General features: G+C 58.6%; 22 protein-coding genes, 1 tRNA gene and 1 pseudogene. 6 read left to right on the top strand and 18 right to left on the bottom strand.

Annotated features, from left to right (window positions below):
• Positions 1 to 172: 172 nt before the first annotated feature.
• Complete coding sequence (dibA, locus tag NVB75_RS21045; protein ID WP_258343129.1) at positions 173 to 2,083, bottom strand: phosphodiesterase DibA; 1,911 nt, start codon at positions 2,081 to 2,083, stop codon at positions 173 to 175.
• A 166-nt stretch (positions 2,084 to 2,249) separates the two neighbouring features.
• Between dibA and desA the strand changes: the two genes are divergently transcribed.
• On the top strand, positions 2,250 to 3,434 hold the full coding sequence (gene desA, locus NVB75_RS21040) for a delta-9 fatty acid desaturase DesA (protein ID WP_010168824.1): 1,185 nt from the start codon (positions 2,250 to 2,252) through the stop codon (positions 3,432 to 3,434).
• A gap of 256 nt (positions 3,435 to 3,690) precedes the next feature.
• On the top strand, positions 3,691 to 4,689 hold the full coding sequence (locus NVB75_RS21035) for a sensor domain-containing diguanylate cyclase (protein WP_258343128.1): 999 nt from the start codon (positions 3,691 to 3,693) through the stop codon (positions 4,687 to 4,689).
• A 120-nt stretch (positions 4,690 to 4,809) separates the two neighbouring features.
• Here the strand turns inward: NVB75_RS21035 and NVB75_RS21030 are convergent, their stop codons facing one another.
• The 3 genes from NVB75_RS21030 to gabD all read right to left on the bottom strand — a co-directional run bounded on the left by NVB75_RS21030 (position 4,810) and on the right by gabD (position 9,057).
• On the bottom strand, positions 4,810 to 6,018 hold the full coding sequence (locus NVB75_RS21030; protein WP_258343127.1) for a response regulator: 1,209 nt from the start codon (positions 6,016 to 6,018) through the stop codon (positions 4,810 to 4,812).
• Positions 6,019 to 6,154: 136 nt separating this feature from the next.
• Positions 6,155 to 7,432 (bottom strand): 4-aminobutyrate--2-oxoglutarate transaminase, encoded by a 1,278-nt coding sequence (gene gabT, locus NVB75_RS21025; protein ID WP_258343126.1) that lies wholly within the window; start codon positions 7,430 to 7,432, stop codon positions 6,155 to 6,157.
• 182 nt (positions 7,433 to 7,614) lie between these two features.
• Complete coding sequence (gene gabD, locus NVB75_RS21020) at positions 7,615 to 9,057, bottom strand: NADP-dependent succinate-semialdehyde dehydrogenase (RefSeq protein WP_003218155.1); 1,443 nt, start codon at positions 9,055 to 9,057, stop codon at positions 7,615 to 7,617.
• 395 nt (positions 9,058 to 9,452) lie between these two features.
• Here gabD and NVB75_RS21015 point away from each other — a divergent pair.
• The 3 genes from NVB75_RS21015 to NVB75_RS21005 all read left to right on the top strand — a co-directional run bounded on the left by NVB75_RS21015 (position 9,453) and on the right by NVB75_RS21005 (position 10,750).
• A tRNA-Arg gene (locus NVB75_RS21015) sits at positions 9,453 to 9,529 on the top strand.
• Between the two features lie 7 nt (positions 9,530 to 9,536).
• Complete coding sequence (locus NVB75_RS21010; RefSeq protein WP_017478058.1) at positions 9,537 to 9,746, top strand: hypothetical protein; 210 nt, start codon at positions 9,537 to 9,539, stop codon at positions 9,744 to 9,746.
• On the top strand, positions 9,743 to 10,750 hold the full coding sequence (locus tag NVB75_RS21005) for an Abi family protein (protein ID WP_258343125.1): 1,008 nt from the start codon (positions 9,743 to 9,745) through the stop codon (positions 10,748 to 10,750). Before NVB75_RS21010 ends, NVB75_RS21005 begins: the two co-directional genes overlap by 4 nt.
• A gap of 132 nt (positions 10,751 to 10,882) precedes the next feature.
• Here the strand turns inward: NVB75_RS21005 and NVB75_RS21000 are convergent, their stop codons facing one another.
• From NVB75_RS21000 to NVB75_RS20950, 11 genes and pseudogenes are all read right to left on the bottom strand, one after another.
• Positions 10,883 to 11,482, bottom strand: a complete 600-nt coding sequence (locus NVB75_RS21000; RefSeq protein ID WP_258343124.1) for a hypothetical protein — start codon at positions 11,480 to 11,482, stop codon at positions 10,883 to 10,885.
• On the bottom strand, positions 11,479 to 12,039 hold the full coding sequence (locus NVB75_RS20995) for an RNA polymerase sigma factor (RefSeq protein WP_003218160.1): 561 nt from the start codon (positions 12,037 to 12,039) through the stop codon (positions 11,479 to 11,481). The genes NVB75_RS21000 and NVB75_RS20995 overlap by 4 nt, the downstream gene beginning before the upstream one ends.
• A 26-nt stretch (positions 12,040 to 12,065) precedes the next feature.
• Entirely contained in the window at positions 12,066 to 13,727 is a 1,662-nt protein-coding gene (locus NVB75_RS20990; protein WP_258343123.1) for a VWA domain-containing protein, read from the bottom strand.
• Positions 13,728 to 13,801: 74 nt separating this feature from the next.
• Positions 13,802 to 14,383, bottom strand: coding sequence for a hypothetical protein (locus NVB75_RS20985; RefSeq protein ID WP_258343122.1), 582 nt, complete (start codon positions 14,381 to 14,383; stop codon positions 13,802 to 13,804).
• Between the two features lie 74 nt (positions 14,384 to 14,457).
• Entirely contained in the window at positions 14,458 to 14,676 is a 219-nt protein-coding gene (locus tag NVB75_RS20980; protein WP_207198617.1) for a hypothetical protein, read from the bottom strand.
• A 97-nt stretch (positions 14,677 to 14,773) separates the two neighbouring features.
• Complete coding sequence (locus NVB75_RS20975) at positions 14,774 to 15,376, bottom strand: hypothetical protein (RefSeq protein ID WP_093203056.1); 603 nt, start codon at positions 15,374 to 15,376, stop codon at positions 14,774 to 14,776.
• An 86-nt stretch (positions 15,377 to 15,462) separates the two neighbouring features.
• On the bottom strand, positions 15,463 to 16,041 hold the full coding sequence (locus NVB75_RS20970) for a hypothetical protein (RefSeq protein WP_177069510.1): 579 nt from the start codon (positions 16,039 to 16,041) through the stop codon (positions 15,463 to 15,465).
• Between the two features lie 88 nt (positions 16,042 to 16,129).
• A pseudogene (locus NVB75_RS20965) lies at positions 16,130 to 18,695 on the bottom strand (autotransporter domain-containing protein).
• Between the two features lie 300 nt (positions 18,696 to 18,995).
• Positions 18,996 to 19,400, bottom strand: coding sequence for an SMI1/KNR4 family protein (locus tag NVB75_RS20960; protein WP_258343120.1), 405 nt, complete (start codon positions 19,398 to 19,400; stop codon positions 18,996 to 18,998).
• Positions 19,401 to 19,505: 105 nt separating this feature from the next.
• The gene (locus tag NVB75_RS20955) at positions 19,506 to 19,844 is read right to left on the bottom strand and encodes an SMI1/KNR4 family protein (protein WP_258343119.1); all 339 of its coding nucleotides are present in this window, start codon (positions 19,842 to 19,844) and stop codon (positions 19,506 to 19,508) included.
• A gap of 37 nt (positions 19,845 to 19,881) precedes the next feature.
• On the bottom strand, positions 19,882 to 20,574 hold the full coding sequence (locus tag NVB75_RS20950; RefSeq protein ID WP_258343117.1) for a hypothetical protein: 693 nt from the start codon (positions 20,572 to 20,574) through the stop codon (positions 19,882 to 19,884).
• Between the two features lie 389 nt (positions 20,575 to 20,963).
• Here NVB75_RS20950 and NVB75_RS20945 point away from each other — a divergent pair, with 389 nt between their 5' ends.
• Positions 20,964 to 21,218, top strand: coding sequence for a hypothetical protein (locus NVB75_RS20945; RefSeq protein ID WP_258343115.1), 255 nt, complete (start codon positions 20,964 to 20,966; stop codon positions 21,216 to 21,218).
• A gap of 146 nt (positions 21,219 to 21,364) precedes the next feature.
• Here the strand turns inward: NVB75_RS20945 and NVB75_RS20940 are convergent, their stop codons facing one another.
• From NVB75_RS20940 to NVB75_RS20930, 3 genes are all read right to left on the bottom strand, one after another.
• Positions 21,365 to 21,901 (bottom strand): hypothetical protein, encoded by a 537-nt coding sequence (locus tag NVB75_RS20940; RefSeq protein WP_258343114.1) that lies wholly within the window; start codon positions 21,899 to 21,901, stop codon positions 21,365 to 21,367.
• A 530-nt stretch (positions 21,902 to 22,431) separates the two neighbouring features.
• Positions 22,432 to 22,839, bottom strand: a complete 408-nt coding sequence (locus tag NVB75_RS20935) for a DUF6911 family protein (protein WP_258343112.1) — start codon at positions 22,837 to 22,839, stop codon at positions 22,432 to 22,434.
• Positions 22,840 to 22,998: 159 nt separating this feature from the next.
• The gene (locus tag NVB75_RS20930) at positions 22,999 to 23,724 is read right to left on the bottom strand and encodes a hypothetical protein (protein ID WP_258343111.1); all 726 of its coding nucleotides are present in this window, start codon (positions 23,722 to 23,724) and stop codon (positions 22,999 to 23,001) included.
• Position 23,725: the final 1 nt, after the last annotated feature.

Genomic DNA, 23,725 nt, shown 5'->3' with positions numbered 1-23,725 from the left:
GGTTGCGAGGGGTTTGGCAAGACGACCCGCGAAATAAAGCCGTGTGGAGATCCAAATGTGGGAGCGGGCTTGCTCGCGAAGGCGGCGTGTCAGTCGATACATAGATTGGCTGATCCACCGCATTCGCGAGCAAGCCCGCTCCCACACTTGATCCTGTTTCAAATCAAGGTGTTTAGAAAATTGTCGGCGCTCTATTCCAATCCAGCTCACTGGCCGGCATTGGCCGACCAAACCAGTACCCTTGGCCCAGGTCGCACTGTTGGTCCAACAGAAACCGCGCCTGATCGACCTGCTCGATGCCCTCGGCATGCACTTGCATGCCCATGCTCTGCGCCAACGCAATGACCACCCGCACAATCGCCGCATCGTCCTCATCCCACGGCAACCCGGCGACAAAACCCTGATCGATCTTGAGCTTCTGCACCGGCAGCCGCTTGAGCCGCAGCAGCGATGAATAACCGGTGCCAAAGTCATCAATCGCCAGGCGCAGGCCCAGCTCCCGCAGGCGGTGCATTTGCTCAAGGGCGACTTCCGGATCTTCCATGACCGCGCTTTCGGTCACTTCCAACTCCAGAAACGCCGGATCCAGCCCAGTGTCGTGCAATACCTTGGCCACTTGGTCGTACAGCTCGCGCCGGGCAAACAGGCGACTGGACACATTCACCGCGAGAAACGTGAGCGGCGCGCCGTCGGCCAGCCATTGGCACATCTGGCGGCAGGCCTGGTCCATGACCCAGGCATCGATATCGGCAATCAGCCCGGTACGCTCGGCAATCGGGATGAAATCTCCCGGCGGCACCAGCCCGCGCTCCGGGTGCTGCCAGCGCACCAGGGCTTCGACGCCAATCAGGCGGCTGTTCTGTAGCTCGTGCACCGGCTGGTAATAGACCCGCAGCTCTTGCTGCTCCAGGGCGCGGCGCAGTTCGCCGGCCATTTCCACCCGGTGCTGGGCGTGGGCCGTGAGTTCCTCGGTGTACAAGGCGTAGCCTTCGCGGCCAGCGCTTTTGGCCTTGAACAACGCGGAGTCGGCGTTGCGCAGCAGTTGCTCGGCGCTCAGGGCATCGCTAGGGAACAGGCTGATGCCGATGCTGGCGCTGATAAACAGTTGATGTCCGTCAAAAATGAACGGCTCTTTCATCGCGTCGAGAATACGTTGTGCCAGCGCGGCAGCCTGGACCAGCTGTGGACAACTCTCCGCGAGCACCGCAAATTCGTCGCCGCCCAACCGTGCCAGGGTCACGCCGGGGCCGAACAGGCCTTGCAGGCGCTCGCCGACCGTCTTGAGCAACTGGTCGCCGACGTTATGGCCGAGGCTGTCGTTGATGATCTTGAAGTGGTCGAGGTCGAGCAGCAGCAAGGCGCAGCCACGTTTATGCGCCTGCGCCGACGCCAGGGCCTGTTCGGCGCGGTCGGTGAACAGCAGGCGGTTGGGCAGGTCGGTCAGCGGGTCGTGGTGGGCCAGGTGCGCCAACTCGTGCTCGGAGTGCTTGATGGCACTGATGTCGGAGAACACCGCGACGTAGTGGCTGATCTGGCCCTGATCATCGCGGATCACCCGGATGGTCTGCCACTGGGGGTAGATTTCGCCGCTTTTTCGGCGGTTCCAGATTTCACCGCTCCATTCACCGTCGCGCTCCAGGGTCTGGAACATGGCCCGGTAGAAACTGGCCGAGTGGCGTCCGGACTTAAACAGGCTGGGCTGGTGGCCCATGACGTCTTCGCACTGGTAGCCGGTAATTTCGATAAAGGCCCGGTTGACGTGAACAATCAGCCCTTGGGCGTCAGTGACCAGCACACCTTCACGGGTGCAATCGAATACGGCAGCGGCCTGGCGCAGGCGCTCACGGTTTTCCCGCAGTGGCTGCTGGACCAGGTTCGCCCGGGCAAAACGGGCGCAGAGCAGGTAGATCGCCAGCGCGCTGAGGCTGACCCACACGTAGCCGCGCATCTGAAGCCAGCGGTCCAATTCCACGGGTTCATCAATAAAGTTGATCAATACCTGATGGCTGAGCTGAATCCACACAATCGAAACCAGCAGGTACACCAGCCCTGCACGCAGGGCACCTCGGTATGAAAACAGCATATGTTTAGTAATCCTTACTAAAAAACCAGATTCGCCCTACAAAGGTTACGGATTATAGAATAAGAAACATCCAGTCACTCCTATCTGAAAGGGCGGCTGGTTTTATCTGTAGGCTTAGTGATAATGCGCAAGCTGGTTTTTTCTTTATCTGAGGGCCATACAGCCTATGTGGTACAACGGTTTTCTTGACTTGTCGGCCTGGCAACTGGTGGCAGTCACCCTGTTGATGACCCACGTGACCATTGTCGGGGTCACGGTCTATCTGCACCGCTATTCAGCCCACCGCTCCCTGGAGCTCAATGCTGGCCTGAAACACTTCTTCCGCTTCTGGCTGTGGCTCACCACGGCGCAGAACACCCGCGAGTGGACCGCTATCCACCGCAAACACCACGCCAAGTGCGAAACCGTCGACGATCCCCACAGCCCGGTGATCAAAGGTCTGTCCACCGTGCTGCGCAAAGGCGCCGAGCTGTACCGCGCCGAGGCCGAAAACCCCGAGACCCTGCGCATCTACGGCAAGAACTGCCCGGAAGACTGGATCGAACGCAAGCTCTACACCCCCTACCCGCTGTTGGGCGTGGCGATCATGGGCGTGATCGACCTGCTGCTGTTCGGCACCATCGGCATCACCATCTGGGCCATCCAGATGATGTGGATCCCGTTCTGGGCCGCCGGCGTGATCAACGGCCTGGGCCATGCCATCGGCTACCGCAACTTCGAATGCCGTGATGCGGCGACCAACCTGATTCCCTGGGGCATCATCGTTGGCGGCGAAGAACTGCATAACAACCACCACACCTACCCCAACTCCGCCAAGCTGTCGGTGAAGAAATGGGAGTTCGACCTGGGTTGGGCCTGGATCAAAGTGTTCAGCTTCCTGCGCCTGGCCAAGGTGCAACGGGTCGCGCCGATCGCCCACCGGGTTGAAGGCAAGGGCCACCTGGACATGGACACCGCCATGGCGATCCTCAACAACCGCTTCCAGATCATGGCCCAGTACCGCAAGTTGGTGATTGGCCCGCTGGTCAAGCAGGAACTGGAGAAGGTCGATCACTCGGTGCGTCACCAATTCCATCGCGCCAAGCGCCTGCTGTCGCGGGAAACCAGCCTGCTGGATGACCGTCACCACGTGCGCATCCAAAGCATGCTGGAACACAGCCAGGCCCTGAAAGTGATCTACGAGAAGCGCCTGGCGCTGCAACAGATCTGGCTGAAAACCAGCACCAACGGCCACGACATGCTGGCGGCGATCAAGGAATGGGTACACGAGGCCGAGGCCAGCGGGATTCAATCCCTGCGGGACTTTGCCCACCAACTGAAGACCTATTCGCTGCGGCCTGCCGCGGTCTGATCACTGTAGGAGCGAGCTTGCTCGCGAAGGGCCCAATTACACCGCGTGCAGCCAGACAGCACGCGTTATCGTTGACGCCCTTCGCGAGCAAGCTCGCTCCTACATGTTTCTGGCGCCATTTCTTGGTCACCTCAAATCGGCGCTGATAACGGAACTTAGCTGCAAATTCCCCCTCTCAAACAACACTTCGCCATCCCGGCGGCCCTTGTTGTGACCGCTGCCCAACCCCGCGGCATGCCCAGAGAGAGTTGTGCCGATGGTCCCCGAAAAGACCTTCACCGACACCCCCGTCCACGAACAGCCACGACCGGCCGCCGCCGCTACGTTGCTGGCGCTGATGCATGCCCAGGGCGAAGTGGAACGCTTGAGTGAACGCGAGCAACTGCTGAGTTCACTGCTGGTCAGCGTGAATGCCGTGCTCTGGGCCATCGAGTGGGACACCCGCCGCGTGCTGTATGTCAGCCCGGCCTATGAGCGGGTTTTCGGACGTACGGCAGGCATGCTGCTGGCGGACCATCGGGAATGGCGCAATAGCATTCACCCCGAAGACCTCGACTACGCCGAGCACAGCCTGGCCCAAGTGCTGCACAGCGGCGCCGTGGAAGACCGCGAGTACCGCATCATCACCGCCGACGGGCAGATCCGCTGGCTCAGCGACAAGTGCTACATCAGCCAGCAGGCCGAGCCCGGCCAGCCGGTGATCGTCGTAGGCATGGCTGAGGACATCACTGAAAAGAAGCAGCTTGAGCTGGAACTGCATCGCCTGGCCACCACCGACGTGCTGACCCGCAGCAGCAACCGCCGGCACTTCTTCGAGTGCGCCCACCACGAGTTCGAACGTGCCTGCCTGCAGGGCACGCCTCTGGCGTTCCTGTTGCTGGACATTGATGACTTCAAAGTGGTCAACGACACCTACGGCCACCTGGAGGGCGATCAGGTGTTGCAGCGTATCGCCGAGAGCGGTCGAGGGGTTCTGCGCCGTGGCGACCTGTTCGGGCGCATTGGTGGCGAAGAATTCGCCGCCGTGCTGCCCGGTTGCGCACCGGAGATGGCAATGCAGGTGGCCGAACGCCTGGGGCATGAGATTGCGCAACTGAGTTTCAGCCATGACGGTGAGAGCTTCGCAGTCACCGTCAGTCAGGGCCTGGCGAGCCTGACGGCCGAGGATGCCAACGTCGACAGCCTGTTCGCCCGCGCCGACGCCGCGATGTACGAGGCCAAGCGCCAAGGCAAAAATCGCGTGCTCGTCGGCTGACGCTACGCGATTACCTGTGGGAGCCGGGCTTGCCCGCGATGCAGGCACCTTGGTGTGCCAGTTGTACCGGGATGATGCTATCGCAGGCAAGCCAGCTCCCACACTGGCCCGTATCGCCTGCTAGGTTTTGCGCATACGCGTCAATTCCGGCAAACCCACCTTGAGCAGGCGCGCCGTCTTGCTTTTCGCCAGCGCCTCAACGCCTTCATGCTCGGTCAGCCGCGCCAGCTGCGCCGCCAGGTTCACCACCAGCGCTTCCCGGGAATACACCCCGCCTTCCAGCGAGTAAATCGCCGCGATCAACTGGCGCAGCTCCAGCGGCAAGCGCCAGCGCGTGCGCAACGCCGAGCCATAGGCCGCGCCGAAGGTGTAGAGAGACTCGCCAATCGCTTCGTCATCCAGTTCGCCGCCACCCTGCAACCAGTCTTGCAGGCACCGCAGCAAGGCCAGGTCGCCGAGGCGATGGAGGATGCCGGCGCTGTAGCAACGCTCGTGATCAAGGTCGAGCATGCGCCCCAGGCTGCGGGCGTAATCGGCGGTGCGTTGGGAAAGCTGCCAGTAACGCTCGGCGTAATCCCTGAGGCCAGGGTCGCTCAGCACCACGTTGTGCTTGAGGGCCAGCCCCAGGATCAGGTTCATGCTCTGCCCGGCCGCCAGCTTGTGCAGGGCCATGGCCAGGGTTTGTACCGGCGAGCCGTGATACCCGGCGCTGTTGGCGGCGGCGATCAGCACGGCGGTGATTTGCGGGTCCATGCGCACCTGCTCTTCCAGGCGCTTGAGGTCCAGGCCCTCCGGTTCCAGGCTGTATTGCACCGCAGCCTGCACGTCGACTCGCAGCGGCGCGCCATCGGAGGCTTCGCGGCGCCGCTCCAGAAACACCGGCAAGGTCATGCCCGGCGCCAGGGCCGGGACTTCGCAATACACCGTTTCGCCTTCATTCAGCAGCAGGTCTTGCAGGCGCTGGGTCAGGCTTTCCATGTTCAAGGGTTTGGTCAGGTACGCCGTCGGCGCCAGGGGCAAGACTTCGTGCACGCTGGCGCTGTCGTTGCGGGTGCCCAGCAGGATAAACGGCAACAGCGGCGTTCGCCGTTGCTGGCGCACGCTGTGCAACAGGCTCAGGCCATCGACGCCGGGCAGCTCCCAGTCGGCGATGATCAGGTCGTAGGGTTTGTCACGCAGCAGCTCGGCGGCCTGCTGGCCATCGGCACACACATCCAGCCGTGCGTCACAGCGCACATTCAGCAACACCTGCTTGAGCAAATCCCGGGACCAAGGGTCGGCCTCGGCAATCAGCACACGGGGTACAGCAGGTAAATCAACAGCAGTCATCCAGCACGCTCCATCGGCAATACCAGCACCTTAGACAAAGGAGACGCTTGGGTACAATGAACAACGGCTGAATACCGTTCATCGGGCACAAAAAAACCCGCCTAAGCGGGTTTTTGTCGATCAGGTCAACTTTCGATCACAGCTCGGAGAAGCACTCTTCGATGATCGCCAGGCCTTTGTCCAACTGCTCGTCCGGCGAGGTCAGCGGAACCAGCACGCGCAACACGTTGCCGTAGGTGCCGCAGGACAGCAGGATCAAGCCCTTGTCGCGAGCCTTGGCCACCACGGAAGCAACAGCAGCGGCGTTCGGCTTGTGGCTGTCGCCATCTTCGAACAGCTCGACCGCAATCATCGCGCCCAGGGCACGCACGTCGCCGATTACCGGGTACTTGGCCTGGATAGCTTTCAGGCCGGTCACCAGGCGCTCGCCGACAGCCTTGCAGCGGTCCAGCAGGTGCTCTTCTTCGAACACGTCCATTACCGCCAGGGCCGCAGCGCAAGCGATCGGGCTACCGGCGTAGGTGCCGCCCAGGCCACCCGGCGCGATGGCATCCATGTATTCAGCCTTGCCGCACACGCCGGCCAACGGGAAACCGCCCGCGATGGATTTGGCGAAGGTGGTCAGGTCGGCGGCAACGCCCATCTGTTCCATGGCGAAGAAGGTACCGGTACGGCCAGCACCGGTTTGCACTTCGTCGGCGATCAGCAGGATGCCGTGCTTGTCGCACAGTTCGCGCAGGCGCTTCATGAACGATTTAGGCGCGACGTAGAAACCGCCTTCGCCCTGCACCGGCTCGATGATGATGGCAGCGATATCACGCGGCTCGGCATCGTTCTTGAAGATGCGTTCGATGCTGGCGATGGAGTCGTCATCGCTCACACCGTGCAGTTCGTTCGGGAACAGCGCGCGGAACACGCCGCCTGGCATCAGGCCCATACCGGCCGAGTACGGCACGACTTTACCGGTGAGGCCCAGGGTCATCATGGTGCGACCGTGGTAAGCGCCGGTGAACGCGATCACGCCGGCACGGCCAGTGGCGGCACGGGCAATCTTCACGGCGTTTTCTACCGCTTCGGAACCGGTGGTGACCAGCAGGGTTTTCTTGGCGAAATCACCCGGCACCTTGGCGTTAACTTTTTCGCACAGCTCAACGTACGGCTCGTAGGCCAGTACCTGGAAGCAGGTGTGAGTCAGCTTGTTCAGCTGTTCGGTCACGGCCGCGATGATTTTCGGGTGCACGTGACCGGTGTTCAGCACGGCGATACCGCCGGCGAAATCGATGAACTCGCGACCTTCAACGTCGGTCACGGTGGCGTTCTTCGCCGACTCGGCGAAGATCGGGTGAATCTGGCCAACGCCGCGCGGTACAGCGGCTTCGCGGCGTTTCATCAGGGATGCGTTGGTCTTGCTCATAAAGTCCTCATTCGCCACTCATCGGGTGGCGTGGTCCAAGGAATACGTGGCGGGGAGGCAACTACGGCAGCATGCGATGATCGACTGCCACAGCTTTCCCGGCCACTACGAATAACGGTGTGAAACACGCAAAGGGACAGCGCTCTCGTGCCCTTTGCGTTTACTGCAATCTCGCGCCGGGCTTAGATGCCCAGGCAGAGGTATTTGATTTCCAGGTAATCCTCGATCCCGTACTTGGAGCCTTCACGGCCCAGGCCCGAAGCCTTGATGCCGCCGAACGGCGCCACTTCGTTGGAGATCAACCCGGTATTGACGCCAACCATGCCGTATTCCAGGGCTTCGGCCACACGGAACACACGGCCCAGGTCGCGGGCATAGAAGTAGGAAGCCAGGCCGAACTCGGTGTCGTTGGACATCGCGATCACTTCGGCTTCGTCTTTGAAACGGAACAGCGGCGCCAGTGGGCCGAAGGTTTCTTCCTTGGCCACGGCAGCGTCTTTCGGCACGTTGACCAGGATGGTCGGCTCGAAGAAGTTGCCTTCCATCACCTTGCCGCCAGCCAACAGGGTCGCGCCTTTGCTCAGGGCATCAGCGATGTGTTCCTGAACCTTGGCCACGGCCTTCTCGTCGATCAGCGGACCGGTGGTGGTGCCTTCTTCCAGACCGTTGCCGATCTTCAGCTTGGCCACGGCCACTTTCAGTTTTTCGGCGAACGCGTCATACACCGAATCCTGAATGTACAGACGGTTGGCGCAGACGCAGGTCTGGCCATTGTTGCGGTACTTGGAAATGATCGCGCCTTCGACGGCCTTATCCAGGTCTGCGTCGTCAAACACGATGAACGGCGCGTTGCCCCCCAGTTCCAGGGAGACTTTCTTGATGTCCTTGGCGCATTCGGCCATCAGCTGGCGACCGATTTCGGTGGAGCCGGTGAAGGACAATTTACGCACGATCGGGTTGCTGGTCAGCTCGCTGCCGATATCGCCGGCGCTGCCGGAGACCACGCTGAACACGCCTTTCGGAATGCCGGCACGCTGGGCCAGTTCGGCCAGGGCGAACGCGGAGAACGGAGTTTGCGACGCAGGCTTGAGCACCATGGTGCAACCGGCGGCCAGGGCCGGGCCGGCTTTACGGGTGATCATCGCTGCCGGGAAGTTCCACGGCGTGATGGCAGCGGTAACGCCGATCGGTTGCTTGATCACGATCAGGCGCTTGTCCGGCTGGTGGCCGGGAATTACATCACCGTAGACGCGCTTGGCTTCTTCGGCGAACCACTCGATGAACGAAGCGGCGTAAACGATTTCGCCCTTGGCTTCGGCCAGCGGCTTGCCTTGCTCCAGGGTCATCAGGCGAGCCAGGTCGTCCTGGTTCTCGATAATCAGCTCGAACCAGCGACGCAGCTTGTTGGCGCGGTCCTTGGCGGTGAGTGCACGCCAGGCCGGCAGGGCCTTGTCAGCTGCTTCAATGGCGCGACGGGTTTCGGCGGCGCCCATTTTTGGCACGGTACCGAGGATTTCGCCGGTAGCGGGGTTGTTGACCTTGATCGTTTGACCGTTGTCCGCATCGACCCAAGCGCCATCAATGAAGGCTTGCTGGCGGAACAACTGGGTGTCTTTGAGCTGCATGTCGGCTTTCCTTAACAGCACCGCGCACGCGCGGAGCGAATTAGAGTTGTTGAAAGGCGCCTTGAGGGCTGCCGTCAGGGAAATCATTCACTGGGCGCAAGCACGTAAATAGCGCACGAAAGGACAAATGTGCGGTTCAGCACCCAGGCAGGAGCGTTTGAAATCTCAAACGAATCCTAGGATCAATGGGGGTGCAGGGCAATAGTCTGTTCGAAAAAAAGAACGAAAACGGCGCATTTGCTCCATTTTTCTGATCAGCGTGTTTCAGGCGAGTTCCGCCCTATTGCGCCGAGACGCCCGGCACAGGGCGTCAGCGGCGCGTATTCCTACGGGCGGCCGGGCGAAAAGCGGCATGGACGCCCAAGGTCGACATGGGTATGATGTCGCCCGCACAAGCATCCGTAGCTCAGCTGGATAGAGTACTGCCCTCCGAAGGCAGGGGTCGTGGGTTCGAATCCCGCCGGGTGCACCAGATACAGATGAAAAAGCCCCAGGTCGAAAGGCCTGGGGCTTTTTTGTGGGCGCAAGATAAAGAAGAAGATGCAAATAAAGTAACAGTTTTATGGCTGACCATAAGTTTCTCGACCAGCAAAGTGAAAGCCCGAGTGACGCCACACATCGAAGGGCGGGCGCTTGTATCGATTTCAAGCAGGAGGGACTTGCACATGCCTAAAGTGATGCACCAATGATCCAGGGTTACCCTAAACCTTGGCAGAGCTACCAGGACCAACTTGAGATATTGATAGCTCGCGGAATGATCGTTACTGAGCGATCTAAAGCCTTGGAGTATCTGGAGCGCATTGGCTATTACCGCCTCAGCGGCTACTGGTTCGCCTTTCGTGAGCGCACCGAGCTGTGCTGCCCACTTATTCAGCACAAAAATCAGAAGCCGAGCAAAACCAAACCGGGGCGGCTCCCTTTAGACACTTTCAAACCCGGCACTACCTTCCAAAACGCAGTCGATCTTTATGTGTTTGATAAAAAACTTCGCCTGTTGACCATGGACGCCTTGGAACGTATCGAAATCGCATTGCGAGTGGACATATCCCACGGGCTGGGCAAGCACGAAAAGTTTGCGTATCTAAAACCTGAGCTCTTCCATGAAAGTTTTTCTACCCAAATCGACGGGAAAACAGGGCTCACCAAACATCATGCCTGGGTAGGCAAACACGCCGCATTGATCAGCCGCTCGAACGAAGACTTTATCCGGCATAACAAGGAAAAATACGGCCTTCCGCTGGCGGTCTGGGTGGCTTGCGAGGTTTGGGACTTCGGCACGTTGTCGACCCTTTATGCTGGCATGACTGAGGCGGATCAAGATGCCATATCTCAAGAGTACGGGATCAGCAATGGAAGGGTCTTCGCCAGTTGGCTGCGCAGCCTGAACTACCTGCGAAACGTATGCGCCCATCACAGTCGCCTGTGGAATCGGAACATCGTTGATCAGCCAAAACTGCCACCTGAGGAACAGGCTCCTGCATTGGTCGCATTCCATGATGATGCACACCGACGCGCGCGCCCTTTTATGCTCTTGTGTATCACCCACCACTTGATGAAGATCATCAATCCGTCATCAAGCTGGGGGCGACGGCTGAAAGCGCTATTGGAGAATGACTTTCCAGACTTGTCCCACCTTGATCTTAATTTGGAGGGCATGGGAGTGGATCACCACTGGCAGGAGCGCGATTGGTAATCGAAAAAATCAAGGCAATAAAAAACCCCTGAGCAATTGCTGCACCGAAGCGCATCAACCGACAGGGGCCGTGTTGCGGATGATTATAAAGGCCGGAAGTTTCTCGTCAACCGCCAGCTGGCGACCTCCACCTCAAGGATTTTTCAACGCATCCAACCGCGCCGGCAGATCCTCCTTGGGAAAGCGCTTGTGCAACTCCAGCAGCTTCTCATCCGCCGCCTTCGTCTCTCCTGCCTGCCGCAACCGCAGGATTTCCTGCAGCCCTTGCTCCAATGGCGGCAGCACAACAGCCGAGCGCTTGCTCATCTTCGCCACCGGCTCATCCGCCAGCGAGCCCGCGACTTCTGCCTGCACCTGCGGCGCACTGTCAGCCTGCGGAGCCGCGGAGAATCGAGCCATCGGCGCGGCTGCCGGGGCCGGACGGGCCAGTTCTTGCGGAGCCGCCGAGTAAGTGCCTGTGGATAACTCCGGCTGCGGCACCGGCGAGCGCGTGACCAAACCAATCATCAGCGCCACACCTGCCACGGTGGCAAATGCCATCTGCCAGCGCGGCCGTTGGCAGGCCTGCAACCAGCGCTGCCACAGGCCGGGTTGCCGCACGGGCGCTTCGCGGTGGGCGGTGGCCAGGATGAAGGCGTCCAGGGAAGCCGGCGGCTCGCCGCGGGTGTGTTGACGGAAATGCTCGATCAGCACCTCGTCGTTCGAGTCCTGGGTATGTCGGGAGTCAGTCATGCGGGTACCTCCTCGGCCAGCAGTCGGCGCAGTTTCTGCTGGGCGTAACGCAAGCGGCTTTTTACCGTTTCCAGTGGGGCGCCGGTGAGCGCGGCGATTTGTGGCACTTCCAGCTCACCGTGCAGGCGCAGCAGGAAGACTTCGCGCTGGTCTTCGGGCAAGTCTTGCAGCGCGCTGTCCAGGCGCGCCTGGTCGCGGCTCAGGCTCAGCAGTTGTTCGGGCCCGGCGCTGTCGTCGGGCTGGCCGTGAAGCTGCTCATCGTAGCTGTCGTGCAGCGGGTTGTGGATGCCGTGTTTGCGCCAGTGGTCGATCAGGCGGTTGCGGGCAATCTGGAACAGCCAGGTGCGAAAACTCGCCCGGCCCTGTGGCTCGCTGGTGCTGCGGATCAGGCTGAGCCAGGTGTCCTGGAACACTTCCTCGGCCAGTTCGGCCTTGTTGCTCAAGGACACCAGAAAACGGTACAGGCCCTGTCGATGCCGCGCGTACAGGGCTTCGAAGGCTGCACCGTCGCCGCTGCGGTAGCGGGACAGCAGGGCTTCGTCGCTGGGTGAATCCATCAGGTGACGCACTCCTTTGAGGTGGATCAGTGTTTGGCCGGGGCCTGGAGGCTCTGGGCCAATTCGACCAGTTGCACAAACTCGCTGCGCAAGCCGAAGGGGTCGTCGCCCCGGGCGGAGCGGGCCAGTGCGGCCGTGTCCTTGAAACTCATGGAGCCAGTGTAGCGGCCATCACCCTTGAGTTGCTGGGCGAAGGCGGCCACGGCGGCAGAGAAACGCAGGTCGTCGCTGGGTTCGCCGCTCTGCTGGTTGCTGATCGGGTGTTCGATCAGTCGGCTGTTGCCGCCTTCCGCTGGTTTGTAGCGTACCCGCAACATCGCCAACTCATCAGTTTTACCCTCAGCCTTGGCCGCCGATGCGTAGCGCAGTGGCTCCAGCCAGCCCTGTTCACCCTTCGGGACAATTTCATACAACGCGGTCACCGTATGCCCTGCACCGATTTCGCCGGCGTCGACTTTGTCGTTGTTGAAATCCTCACGCTTCAGGGCGCGGTTTTCATAGCCGAGCAATCGGTATTCGCTGACCTGCGCCGGATTGAATTCCACTTGCAGCTTCACATCCCGGGCCACCACAGCGAGGGTCGAGCTGAGTTGGTCCACCAGCACCTTGCGGGCTTCGCGCAGGTTGTCGATGTAGGCGTAGTTGCCATCACCGGCATCGGCCAGTTGTTCCATCAGGTGTTCGTTGTAGTTATCCACACCAAAGCCGAGGGTGGTCAGGGACACACCGCTTTTGCGCTGGTCGACGGCCATTTGCTTGAGGCTGTCGAAGTCACTGACGCCCACGTTGAAGTCGCCATCGGTGGCCAGCAGGATGCGGTTGATGCCTTTGTCGATAAATCCTTCGCGGGCCATTTGGTAGGCCATTTCGATCCCCGAAGCGCCTGCGGTGGAGCCTCCGGCGGTGAGTTGGCCGATGGCGTTGCGGATCTTGGTTTTGTCCCGGCCCGAGGTGGGCTTGAGCACCACTCGCGATTCGCCGGCATAAACCACCAGCGACACGCGGTCCTGGTCGCGCAATTGGTCCACCAGCAATTTGAGGGTGCTCTTGACCAACGGCAGACCTTCGCGGCGATTCATTGAGCCGGACACATCCACAAGGAACACCAGGTTAGCCGGTGCCAGGTCCGCCACGGCGCGGTCCGAGGCCTTGATGCCGATGCGCAGCAGTCGGGTGTGGGGGTTCCACGGCGACGGGGCCACTTCCGTGGTCACACCAAAGGGCGAGCCGTCGGTAGGCAGGGCGTAGTCGTAGGGAAAGTAATTGACCATTTCCTCCAGTCGTACAGCACCCTCGGGCGGCAGGCTGCCTTGGTTGAGGAAACGTCGTACGTTGGCATAGCTGCCGGTGTCGACGTCGACGCTGAAGGTGGAAACCGGCGCTTCGGCTACGCTGCGGATCGGGTTGTCCGGGAGGTTCTGATAGTGCTCCCGAGGCTCGGCCTGGTATTCCAGGGCGACGGCGTCGTTCATGACCAGCCGCGACGCCATCGGTGCAGGAGCAACCATCCGCTTGACCATGGCCCCCTGAACGCTGGCGGGCTCACTTTGCACCTGCACAACAGGTGCCGATTCAGCAGGCTTGGCCACATCACGGGATGAAGAAAGCCCACACCCGGCGAGCGCCACCAGCAGGGTCACGGCGAAGCCTTGGGCGGCAGGACGCAACAGCAGAACAGGACGGGACATGGTCTGAACCTCGTGAGTGAATGATCCGTTCACAAGGTCAGACGCAAGGAGTGGGTGATTCGGGTTAAAGCAACTTAGCGTGACGGAATATTGCGCAAATCATCAACGATAAATCGGCTCAACACGCCCGTGTAAAACGGCTCGACGCTGGTGTTGCCGGTATTGCTGACGATCCCGCCGATCGTCTTGTATTGCTGCCATTGGCCAAACAAGCCCGCGGGAACCAGGCTGTCGCGGTCCTTGGCGAAGTGTAATACCTCGGCACCGGCCTTCTTGACCTTGACCAGGTAGTTGAAATCCACACTGGTCAGGACCGTGTTGTCATCAACGAGCACGGTGGCGATCCCGCCCTTCGAATCCTGGAAATGACGGGCGTAGACGACCTTCACATCCAACAGATAGTCGGCGCTTTCCTTGCTGGTGGCGTAGCGCTTGGCCGTGATCAGGCGATTGACCAGGTCGACGCCCAGTTGCTCGCGGACTTTGTCATCAGGCAGGAAGCGTGGGTTCTTGCCCACCACGTCAACGTCGAAGGTATCGAGCCAATAGGTGGCGGTCTTGGGAATGTGAACCGGTGCGGGCGAAATGTAGTAAGCCGGCTTGGAGGCGCAGCCAGCCAGAAAGCTGAATGCCAGGAGTAAAGCAACAACGCGCATGTCTGAACTCGTCCCTGAATGATGTCAATTTGACTTCATTTTACGGCGTTGTCGGCGCCTTTTCGAGTCCCGCTTCAATTTGAAGCAATAGCCCCAGCGGCCAGCAAGCCAATACCGGTGTACCACCCCCAAAGGAACGGCCTGGCCTGGCGATCCTTTCTGGCATAAACATACACATAACAAGGGATAAACAGGCACAGCAGCGCATGCACCAGCGAGTTTTTTACGGCCACACAAAAAATGGCCAGCTGCATCAAAATCGCCAGGCCCAGTCCAACCATTACCAATGTCATTACCACGGTATTTCTCCTGCGCGGGTGCGTGTGTTACTTCGAGTGGGGCACGACGGCACAGACCAACTTATCGCCAGGCGACGAAGCTAACCCGCCATCAGGCGTACAACGTCCAAAAGTCCATGCCATCCACAACCCAATATCTTTGCTCTTTCGGGATCAGCTCCGCGAATGATCCAGACGCTTGCCCGTCCCAGTCCGAGGGCACATAGGACTCGTGAAACCTGTCCCAATCAACATGCCGGAACACCTTGCTATCCAGGTCCACATAAAAGCGGGGCAGCCTCATCCGCATTTTTTCGCATTCATCCAGACGAGGCTTCGCGTGGCCAGATAGAACGGCCTCGATATGGTTATGAAATTCGCCAAGGTAGGCAGCGGAGTAACCGTAGGTGAAGAAACTGACCATCCACTCCAGCGAATAAACGTTGACGCTGTTGTTATCCAGATAGCGCTGAAAGGTATTCACCTCCAGGACCGGAACGCCCCCTCTGAACTCGGAAACGGCCTGGTCATAGAGGCTACTGTCCATGACGCCACTTTCGACATAGCTCCTGTATTCAGGCCTGACATCGATACAGAAATTTCCCTTGTCGTCTGCCAGGTAGTAGTACTTGCCACCAGCGACAAACACCGCCAAGTCCTTGTGCCCCTCGAAAATATCTTCAAGCAGGCCATCAACATCATCTGCAGAAATCATCAGCGCCTCTTCTGTTGCCACGGAGCCCGGCGGTACCCGTCGATACCTGAGCGACTATCGGATTTGCATTGGCGCCGGGCTCTGGCTCACGCCGCCGGAGCCACAGTCGCCACCGGAACACGCTCATTAGGCGCAGTCACGTCATACACATGCTGCTCACACCCCTTCCCGATAATCACGAACTCCACCAGGTAGACCTTTTGCTTCTCAGGCTTGAAGGTCGAACTCATGGGGCCGCATTCATACACATAGGTTTTGACGAGGCCAACGTAGTTGGCGTTGTAGACCCGTGACTCGCCGATCACTTCAAAGGGCTGCCCCGGGTCAGCCTGCACTTCCAACTGCGGGAAGCGTTTGGCGACGGCGCTGTTGCCCACTTCGCTCATCTTGGCGATCCAGCCGAATACCTTGCCGCGACCGGAATCAACCACCGTCCCGAGAATTTCCGGGCGCTGGTCCACATCGGAACTACGGCGTACGGAGAACTGCACCGGGTAGGTGAAACCGGTTGCCTTCATGATGACCTTGGCGTGTTCGGCGTCCACCTCGACCTTTTTTTGCTGCAACTGAACGCCGTCCGTCAGCAGGCTTGGCGAGGAGTTCCTGGCAGTGGAGTGGCAGCCGGCCAAGGCCAGGGCGAGGATTAGGAGTGAGGTCTTTTTCATGGGTAACTTCCTTGAACACAATTAAAAATCTGGCTCGGGCTACGTGGGAGAACCGCAGCCCAACGCCGTTTTCTATCGGCTGTAAAACTTAAAACGCGTACCGCGCCTTGAGCATCACCCCATCCGCATCGAACCCACTGCGGGCCTGGCGGGTGTAGCTGGCCCCCACGGTAAAGTCCGACACCTGGTAGTTCACGCCGACACTGGCTTCATAGCTGTCACGCGCCACCGAAGCGCCGGTGACGGTGAACGCAGAACCGCCGAGCACATAGCTGGAGGTTTGTGCGACGCGATCACCCATCAGGTCGTGATACGCCATCAAGGTTGCTTCCGGCTGCAGGGTACCGGCGCCCATGGGCAAGTTGCCCGCCAAGCGCACACCAGCGCCCAGCTCGCCCACTTCATAGCGTTGCGATTGGGTGCTCAGCGCGGCCGAAGAACCCTTCTCGTCGAAACCGTCCATGCGCACGTTGGCGTAACGCGCTGCCACGCGCGGCTCGATCACCACGGCCTGCGACGGCTTGAAGCTGTAGCCGCCGATCACACTCGCAGACAGCACATTGCTGTCGTAACTGCCCTTGGCTGTGGTGCCGGCGATATGGCGTTTGCTGTCGTTGTCGTTATGGCCATAGCTGAGGCTGCCGTCGACAAACCAGTTTTGCAGCGACCAGTTGCCGTACAGCGACAGCGCATGGCCCTCCACATCGGTCTTGTTGCCGAGGTCGGAATGGATGTTGGAGTTAAGGTAGCTGTACGCCACGCCCAACGTGGTGGTGTCGTTCAAGCGCCCGTCCACACCCACGGCCATGCCGCTGCTGTTGGCCGAGTAGCCGTTGTTGCCGCCCCGCCCATCCTGGTCCATGTTGCTGCTCAGGCCCTGCACCCACACGCCGCCGACCTGGTGGCTTTCGCGCTGGTCGGTGAGGCGGTTGAAGATGGCGCCGTTGACCACGGTCTGGCCCGACAACGCCACGTCCAGCGCGCCGCGGTTGACGTCCGGCTTGAGCTGTTCGCTGACTTGCGCCAGTCGCTGCGCAGTACCGGCGTTGGCCAGGGCCTGGAACACTTGATCGTTCTGGTTGAGGTCGCCGAGCACGTCATTTTTAGAAGGTATTGACCGCCGTCGCCGCTGCGGCACTGGCGCCCACGCCGGCCAGCTCTTGCTGCACTTGCTGGTTGTCCTTGACCGCCACCACCGCCTTGACGGTTTGCGCGTCGGCCGAGTAGCTGAGCACGTCGAGCAACGACGACGAACTGGCGACCGACAGGCCGTTGTTCTGCACACTGTTGGCTTGCACCAAGGTGTATTGGGTGCCGTTGTTGGTGCGTGCGAAGTCGCCTGGTTGCGCGCTCACCGTCAGCTTCGAGGCCTGGGCGAACGTGGCGTTGCCATTCACGTTCAGGTACGGCGTGGTCGGCACGACGCTGTCGGACAGGTGCATATCGATGCCCGCGCCGTTGGCAACGTTAAGGTCGCCGGTGATCGTGGTGCCCGGGGCGGAAAGGTTCAGCGAGCCGGAGTTGATCGAGACCGGGGCGATGATGCGGCTGCCGGTGAAATCGGCTTGGCCTGCGACATTCACCGCGCTCAAGTTGAGCAGGTCGCCGGTGATTTTGCCGCCGGTCCAGTTCAGCGTGGCGAGGTTGGCGGCGTCGATGGCGGTGCCGGAGTTGCTGCGGATCTCGCCGGCTTGCTGGTTGATTTCGAAAGGCGAGGTTTGGTACTTCGCGTCCACCAGGATCGCCGTGCTGTCGGCCTTGATCAGGCCACGGTTGACGATGCCGCGTGCGCCCGTCTGTGGGTTCAGGGTAAAGGTCGCCCCGGCCAAATTAATGGCTACCGCGTTGGTGCCGTTGGCTTCAATAGTGCCGGTGTTGAGCACGTAATCGTAAGTCCCGGAGTTGAACTGTACGGCTTTGGCCAGCCCGCCATTGACCGTCACCAACCCGCTGTTTTCGATGCGCAGGTCACTGGTGTCGGTTTCAACCTCGATGCCCAGCGCTTCCTCACCGGTGACGCGAATGGTCCCGGAGTTGAGAATCTTGCCGCCGATGGTCACCGGCATATTGTTGTGAGTGTCCAGAATCAGGCCGTAGCCGTAGATGGACGTCACATCAATCAGCCCGGAGTTGACCACGTCACCGCCGACGGTCGTACCATTGAGGTACATGCCCTCGCCGTCACTGTCCGAACCCGGTACGTCAACGGTCACGATGTTGCCGGAGTTGATGACGCTGCCACCGATGTTGGCGGCGCCCACTTCAAAACCTTCGGCCCAGGTCTGGTTGGTCAGCCTGATCGAACCGGCCTGAATCACATCCCCGGTGATGGTGCCGCCACGGGCGCGCAGATCCGAGTCCAGCGCGCCGTCCACCACAAAACCTCGAATGTTGAGGCCGCTGCCATCGATCGTGTAATCGGCGCGATTGATCAACGAGCCCTGAATATCCGTCTCGGCAACGCTGGCTCCATCGACGAAACGCTGCGTGGCCACCACATTCCGCGAACCGGTCAAGGTGACAGGTTCGTTGAACACCTGGCCTTTCCACATGTTCTGGCCGGTGCTGACGTCAAACTCCACCGCACTGACATGCGCGGCAACTGCGCTGACCATGAGGGCTAACAGGGTTTTCTGGAACGGCTTACGCTTCATCTAAAACTCCATGAACTACAGTCAAAGCCGCCAATAAGCCCGGCGGCTGTAGGTGTGCTGAGCGAAGGATCACTTGATCCGAGTGCATGCCCCCAAGGCGTCTTTCTGCAACGCAGGCGCGAGCGAGTGCACCGCAGCGGGCGGTGGCAGAGAAGTGAATGAGAGGGCGAGGTTCACATTAATCCTTAATGTATTTTGAAAACGCTGCAGTCCATGCAGCCCGACCGGTTGCGGGTGGGCGGGGTAAAGACAATGGGATATACAAAATGTTCAAGATGCTGCGCGTTATGGCACCGTGGCCTACCGCTGAGGCTCAAGCGCTAACCGAACAAAAAGCTCGGGCACATCCTGCGCGACCGGCTCGGCATACTGGCGATCCATACCGATAAAGGGGATGCGCACAATTGGCATCGAAGCCTCATCGGTGTCAAAACCGTAGCCTTCCCCACCACCATCGCAAGCAAATAGAAAAATGCCCGGGGCATAGGTTCCAACCTCGTACTCACGATTGAAGTCAGCCAATTCCTGCGCTTGCCAGAAGACGATGTAATGGTCGCCGATAAAGCCATCGCCGCCATCGTGTGCTTTGAGAAAATCGAGGTAGCTAGGCGGGAGCGCTACGCCCAGGGTGGCGTTGAGACCGTCGACAAACGCAGCCTCGGCGGGGCCGTTCAGTTGGCCTTCGGTGAAGTTGTAGAGGTCCATGCCTGCCTCCTTTCGATCAGATCTTTTACATAAGCCAGCTTATTTAAAATGAAGCTCGAAAAGTCTTCAGATACGACTTCAACCTCATCGATTTCAGCGTCCAGCTCAACGATCGCCCAATTGCCCCCGAGTATCAAAAGCGTATGAAACCTCACAGGAGTCCCCCGCGAAGACATACAGCCCGGCATAGATGCCCGCGTCTGCATCGGCTAGAGCGGTATACCTTACCGGCCCATCACTCACATAGAGCGCACAGTCCAGCTCACCAAACCCAAAGGTGGCAAGGAACTCCAGATAGTCAGCAGGAACACCATTGCGACTCGCGGCATCCACCTCGCTCAGTATCAAGTCGACGTTATCTATACGGTCGCCAAAGTTCCCTTCATAGCCCACAGCCGAGGTAATCTCGCTGATCAACTGTCGTATTTCAGATGTGTTTTCCATTGTCACTCTCCTGGTATTTCCTGATCTGCTCGCGGAGTTACTTGAGCTCTTTCACCAGATATCCACCGGAGATCTGCGTGATACCCGTCAACGCACGGCGCAATGCCTCAGGATCAGTGCGATGAGTGAGCGGTGTGTAGCCGTAGACATTCTGACCATTGAACGGCGTGACCGTCTCCACCGTGCGCCAGAGCATCTCGTCGCCACGGTCCATGCGCGCCACGACGGTTAGCGTTGGGTAGACCACGCTGCTGAAACCCTGGGTCAGGCGAAAGCCCCACTCGCCTACCGTCAGTTGAATCTGTGCATCGGCCGGCTCGTCGTCACCCACCACTTTGAGCGATGACGTCTTAGCCAAGGCATCGATAAAGGCCTGCTTGAGCAACACGCCCAAGTCGATATTTTCGGCGTCCATCACCGTGAGGATCGCGGCCGGCGTCGACATCTCAGCCAGTTGCCCCGCCTTCATGCCGGCGGCAAACCCCGCACCGCTCAAGGCCGCCGTGCCCAGCTTGGACGCGCCGCTGGCCATGCCAACGCCCGCGCCAAGCCCGGCGCCCAGGGCCGCACCCCAGGCTTGTTCACGGCCCATGTAGACCATGTTCTTTTCCCACTTTACGGGCAGCACTTTGACCGTCTTGACCTGCGCACGATGCTCGGGTGTGAGGGGCTGGCTGACGCAGCCGCCGAGGATGAGGGTGGAGAGGAGAATCAGGAGAAGGTTTTTCACATCAGTCCTTTAATGTTGGTGGTGGTGAACGCGTTTAATCAACGCCAGTGTGTCGGCAATGGGGGTGAAGACATGAGGCATTGGGAGTGGGCCAGTACTTTGCTGCCTTGCGTGGGTTTGGGTGCGGGCTTATAGTCCGGGCCGTCGCCCATATGGCGATTCAGGTTTGGCGACCTGACAACAGAGCGCAAAAGCATCCCGCTTCTATGCGGGTGTTTTTGCACCCGCAAAGCTGTGCATGATATGGCGGCTGTGCGCGGGAGACCTTCGGGTCTGCCGGTTTTCTCTGTTGCCGGTTCGCCAACCTGCGTACAGCTGCCACCCATTCGTTTGGCGACGAATGAGTGGTGGCTTAATCCACCAACAGAGTACTGACAATGAATCGATACATGCCCCTCACGGGCCACGACTGCACCGTCCCCGCCCTGCTCATCGACACCCATGCACCCCTCGATGTCCTCCACGACGCCGCCGTGTACCGGATTCGCGCCGTCACCCAACTGCTGGAAAACCTGGCCTTTCGCGAACAGCTCAGCAGCGATGCTGTGGTGCTTCAAGACTTCGCCCAATTGCTGGCTATTCCGCTGCGCGATGGGTGTGATTTGCTGGATGTCATCAGTCGCCGGCTTAACAGCATCAACTGACCGCAACAGGGCGGCTGACGAGTTGCCTTGTTAGACGATGAGGCAGTGATAGGGGCAGATCACACCTGTGGTCCGCCTCTCTGTACCCCGGCTATTGCGCTACACGCCAAGCGTGAATAACTGCCGACTCAAACCGATGAACACACCTAATTTTTTGCGCATCTACTCGACGGCACTTCTGCGACAGCGCCAGGCGCCTCTACGTCGGAGAGCAGCCGAATTACCCCACCGCATTGCCCGCCTTGCCTCTGAAGGTATGCCTCATAGTCTTTACCCGCCTCAGGAACAAACACGCGGGGATCCGGCACACAAAACGCCTCGCCGGTAAGCATTTTCATCACGACTACAGACGGTAGACCCGCGGGTATAACAAACTCCGCGTAAGACTCGCCGTAGCTCAGGTGATCACTTCTCCAGGAAGCAGGCATTCCGACACTTCGTTTGGTGTGTTGCCCCAAGGTGGAATTGACCTTATCCGCAACGGTATAACCGTAGGCATAAAGAGGTTCTTTACTCGAAGCGCAGTCTTGCCCTGGATTGATGGCAACCGGCAAACCGTTATTCCCGAAAAGACGGATGCGTGCGGTGGTTGCCTGATCGTAAGAAATAGGCTTCTCATAGGCAGTGGAGCCGCAGCCGCTCAGGAACAAAGTTGAAAAGAAGGCTAGCAAAAGATTCTTCAAGATAATTCCTAGGCTCACATATCAAGCTGTTATGGGTATTTATTGAGGGGTGAATAGAGGTCAAAGGGGACGGATTTATTTAATCACTCATCTGGAGTTTTTATATTTAAATAAATCCGTCCCCTTTACGCTGACATGATGCACAGACAGGGCGTGTCGCACCGACATCAAGAACTTTCAATCCGTTAGCGTTGGCATAGCTGACAATATCCGCTTCTGCGTGGCCAGTTCCAACAACTACTTTCTCGCCTTCTTGCAAACTCACTCCAGGGCGAAGATAGCCACGAGGTTCACTTGTACTGACCAGAACAGAGCGAACACCATTCGCATCCTCTACTACCGCAACCCCCATAGTTATTCGGCCTTGAGAGTTCGCAGGTATTTGAGGTCAAAGGGGACGGATTTATTTAATCAACTCATCTGGAGTTTTAGATTGTTTAAATAAATCCGCCCCCTTTACACTAACTCTGATGTTTTTTAAGAGCATCTCTGCCAACCTTAAAACGTGGTGTGACCCCAATTTTCTGTGATTACAAAATTACTAATTTTGACTCACTAACGTTACCAACACGCAAAAACTCTTTGAAGCACGAGCAGATAAAATTTATATCTTTCGTCATTGACCTCGCAGGATATCGGTCGCCTAAAATCTCTATCATTTCTGCTCCTGCACGCTGATTATTGATAGTTTTTACATCATGCTCACCTTCTTCCAGATATTGGGCCAACATGAGGACAAAGTTTCCAGAATCCGTGTACAGATTTAATTTATATGGACCGTACTCGGGTTCGGGATCGATTATTAAGCTAACAACGCCGTCACGAGAAGCATATTGTCGGACAATGGCTTCTATCTCTTCAGCTGTCGACTGATGGATGATAGGTATCTGTAGTCTTCCTTGCTCAGGGTCCAGGACATATCCTCCTATCAACATCATTTTTCCTCCTTGATAGATTTCATGCCCGGCTCCCAATAGTCTCTTTTCGGCAATCCTGTTATATCATCGACCGAGAAATAGGGGTCAGACCACTATTAATACTTTAATTAGAAAACCGTGGCCTTAACCCTATTTCTCGCGCCCGATTCTCGCTCTAATTCACGCGTTAAACAAAACTTCTCTCAGCAAGTCCTGCCTCTCTGCCTGAGCCCCTACGGCTGCAGTGAAGCACTGGTTATAGGCAGCAATCTTCAAAACGCCGCCCAAATCTTCTACTGCAAAGCAGTCGATATCCATTAACTTCTTTTCGTCGACACCCACTAACTGAAGCAAGTATTTGCTTACCCACATGAAAGCGCCAACCGCCTCAATGTAGCCGTTTCTTAAAACCCAACGCCCAGGATTTTTTGATATATCTACGACCTCTTGGGTCAGCGGAAAAGGCAGCCCATTACTTTTCTTGGGCAGATGAGCGTGTTCGACGCGCTCAACTTCAAAGAGCGTAAGACTCTCGGCATTTTGCCATCGATCATACTCGGCGTCGTAAATTCGAGCCTGAACAAAGCCGGGCTCATCGATTAAAGCTTCAATCAAGGGCCGTGCAACTTCAATCGAATTCGCCAGGTGTTTTATATCAAGCCGATAAAACGCTTTATCTGCCACATACGAAAACTCGACAGAACCGTTTGCCAGCTCAATAAAAAAACTCTGACACTTGTTTTTCTTCAAGTAATCCGAAACGTCCGCCAACCCTATTTTCTTGCCGGTAAAGCCATCAATGACGGCATCCTCATTAAAGTTTTTGAGCTGTTGTATTAGCCGCCCCCATACAACTGAAGCGCCATCATGTAGCCTCTCGCTAAAGACAATTTCAATTTCAGCCATA

The organism is Pseudomonas sp. CBS (assembly GCF_024734645.1).
Lineage (GTDB): Bacteria > Pseudomonadota > Gammaproteobacteria > Pseudomonadales > Pseudomonadaceae > Aquipseudomonas.
Note: the sequence above shows the minus strand (reverse complement) of the source record. Positions and strands in the feature narration are given on the sequence as shown.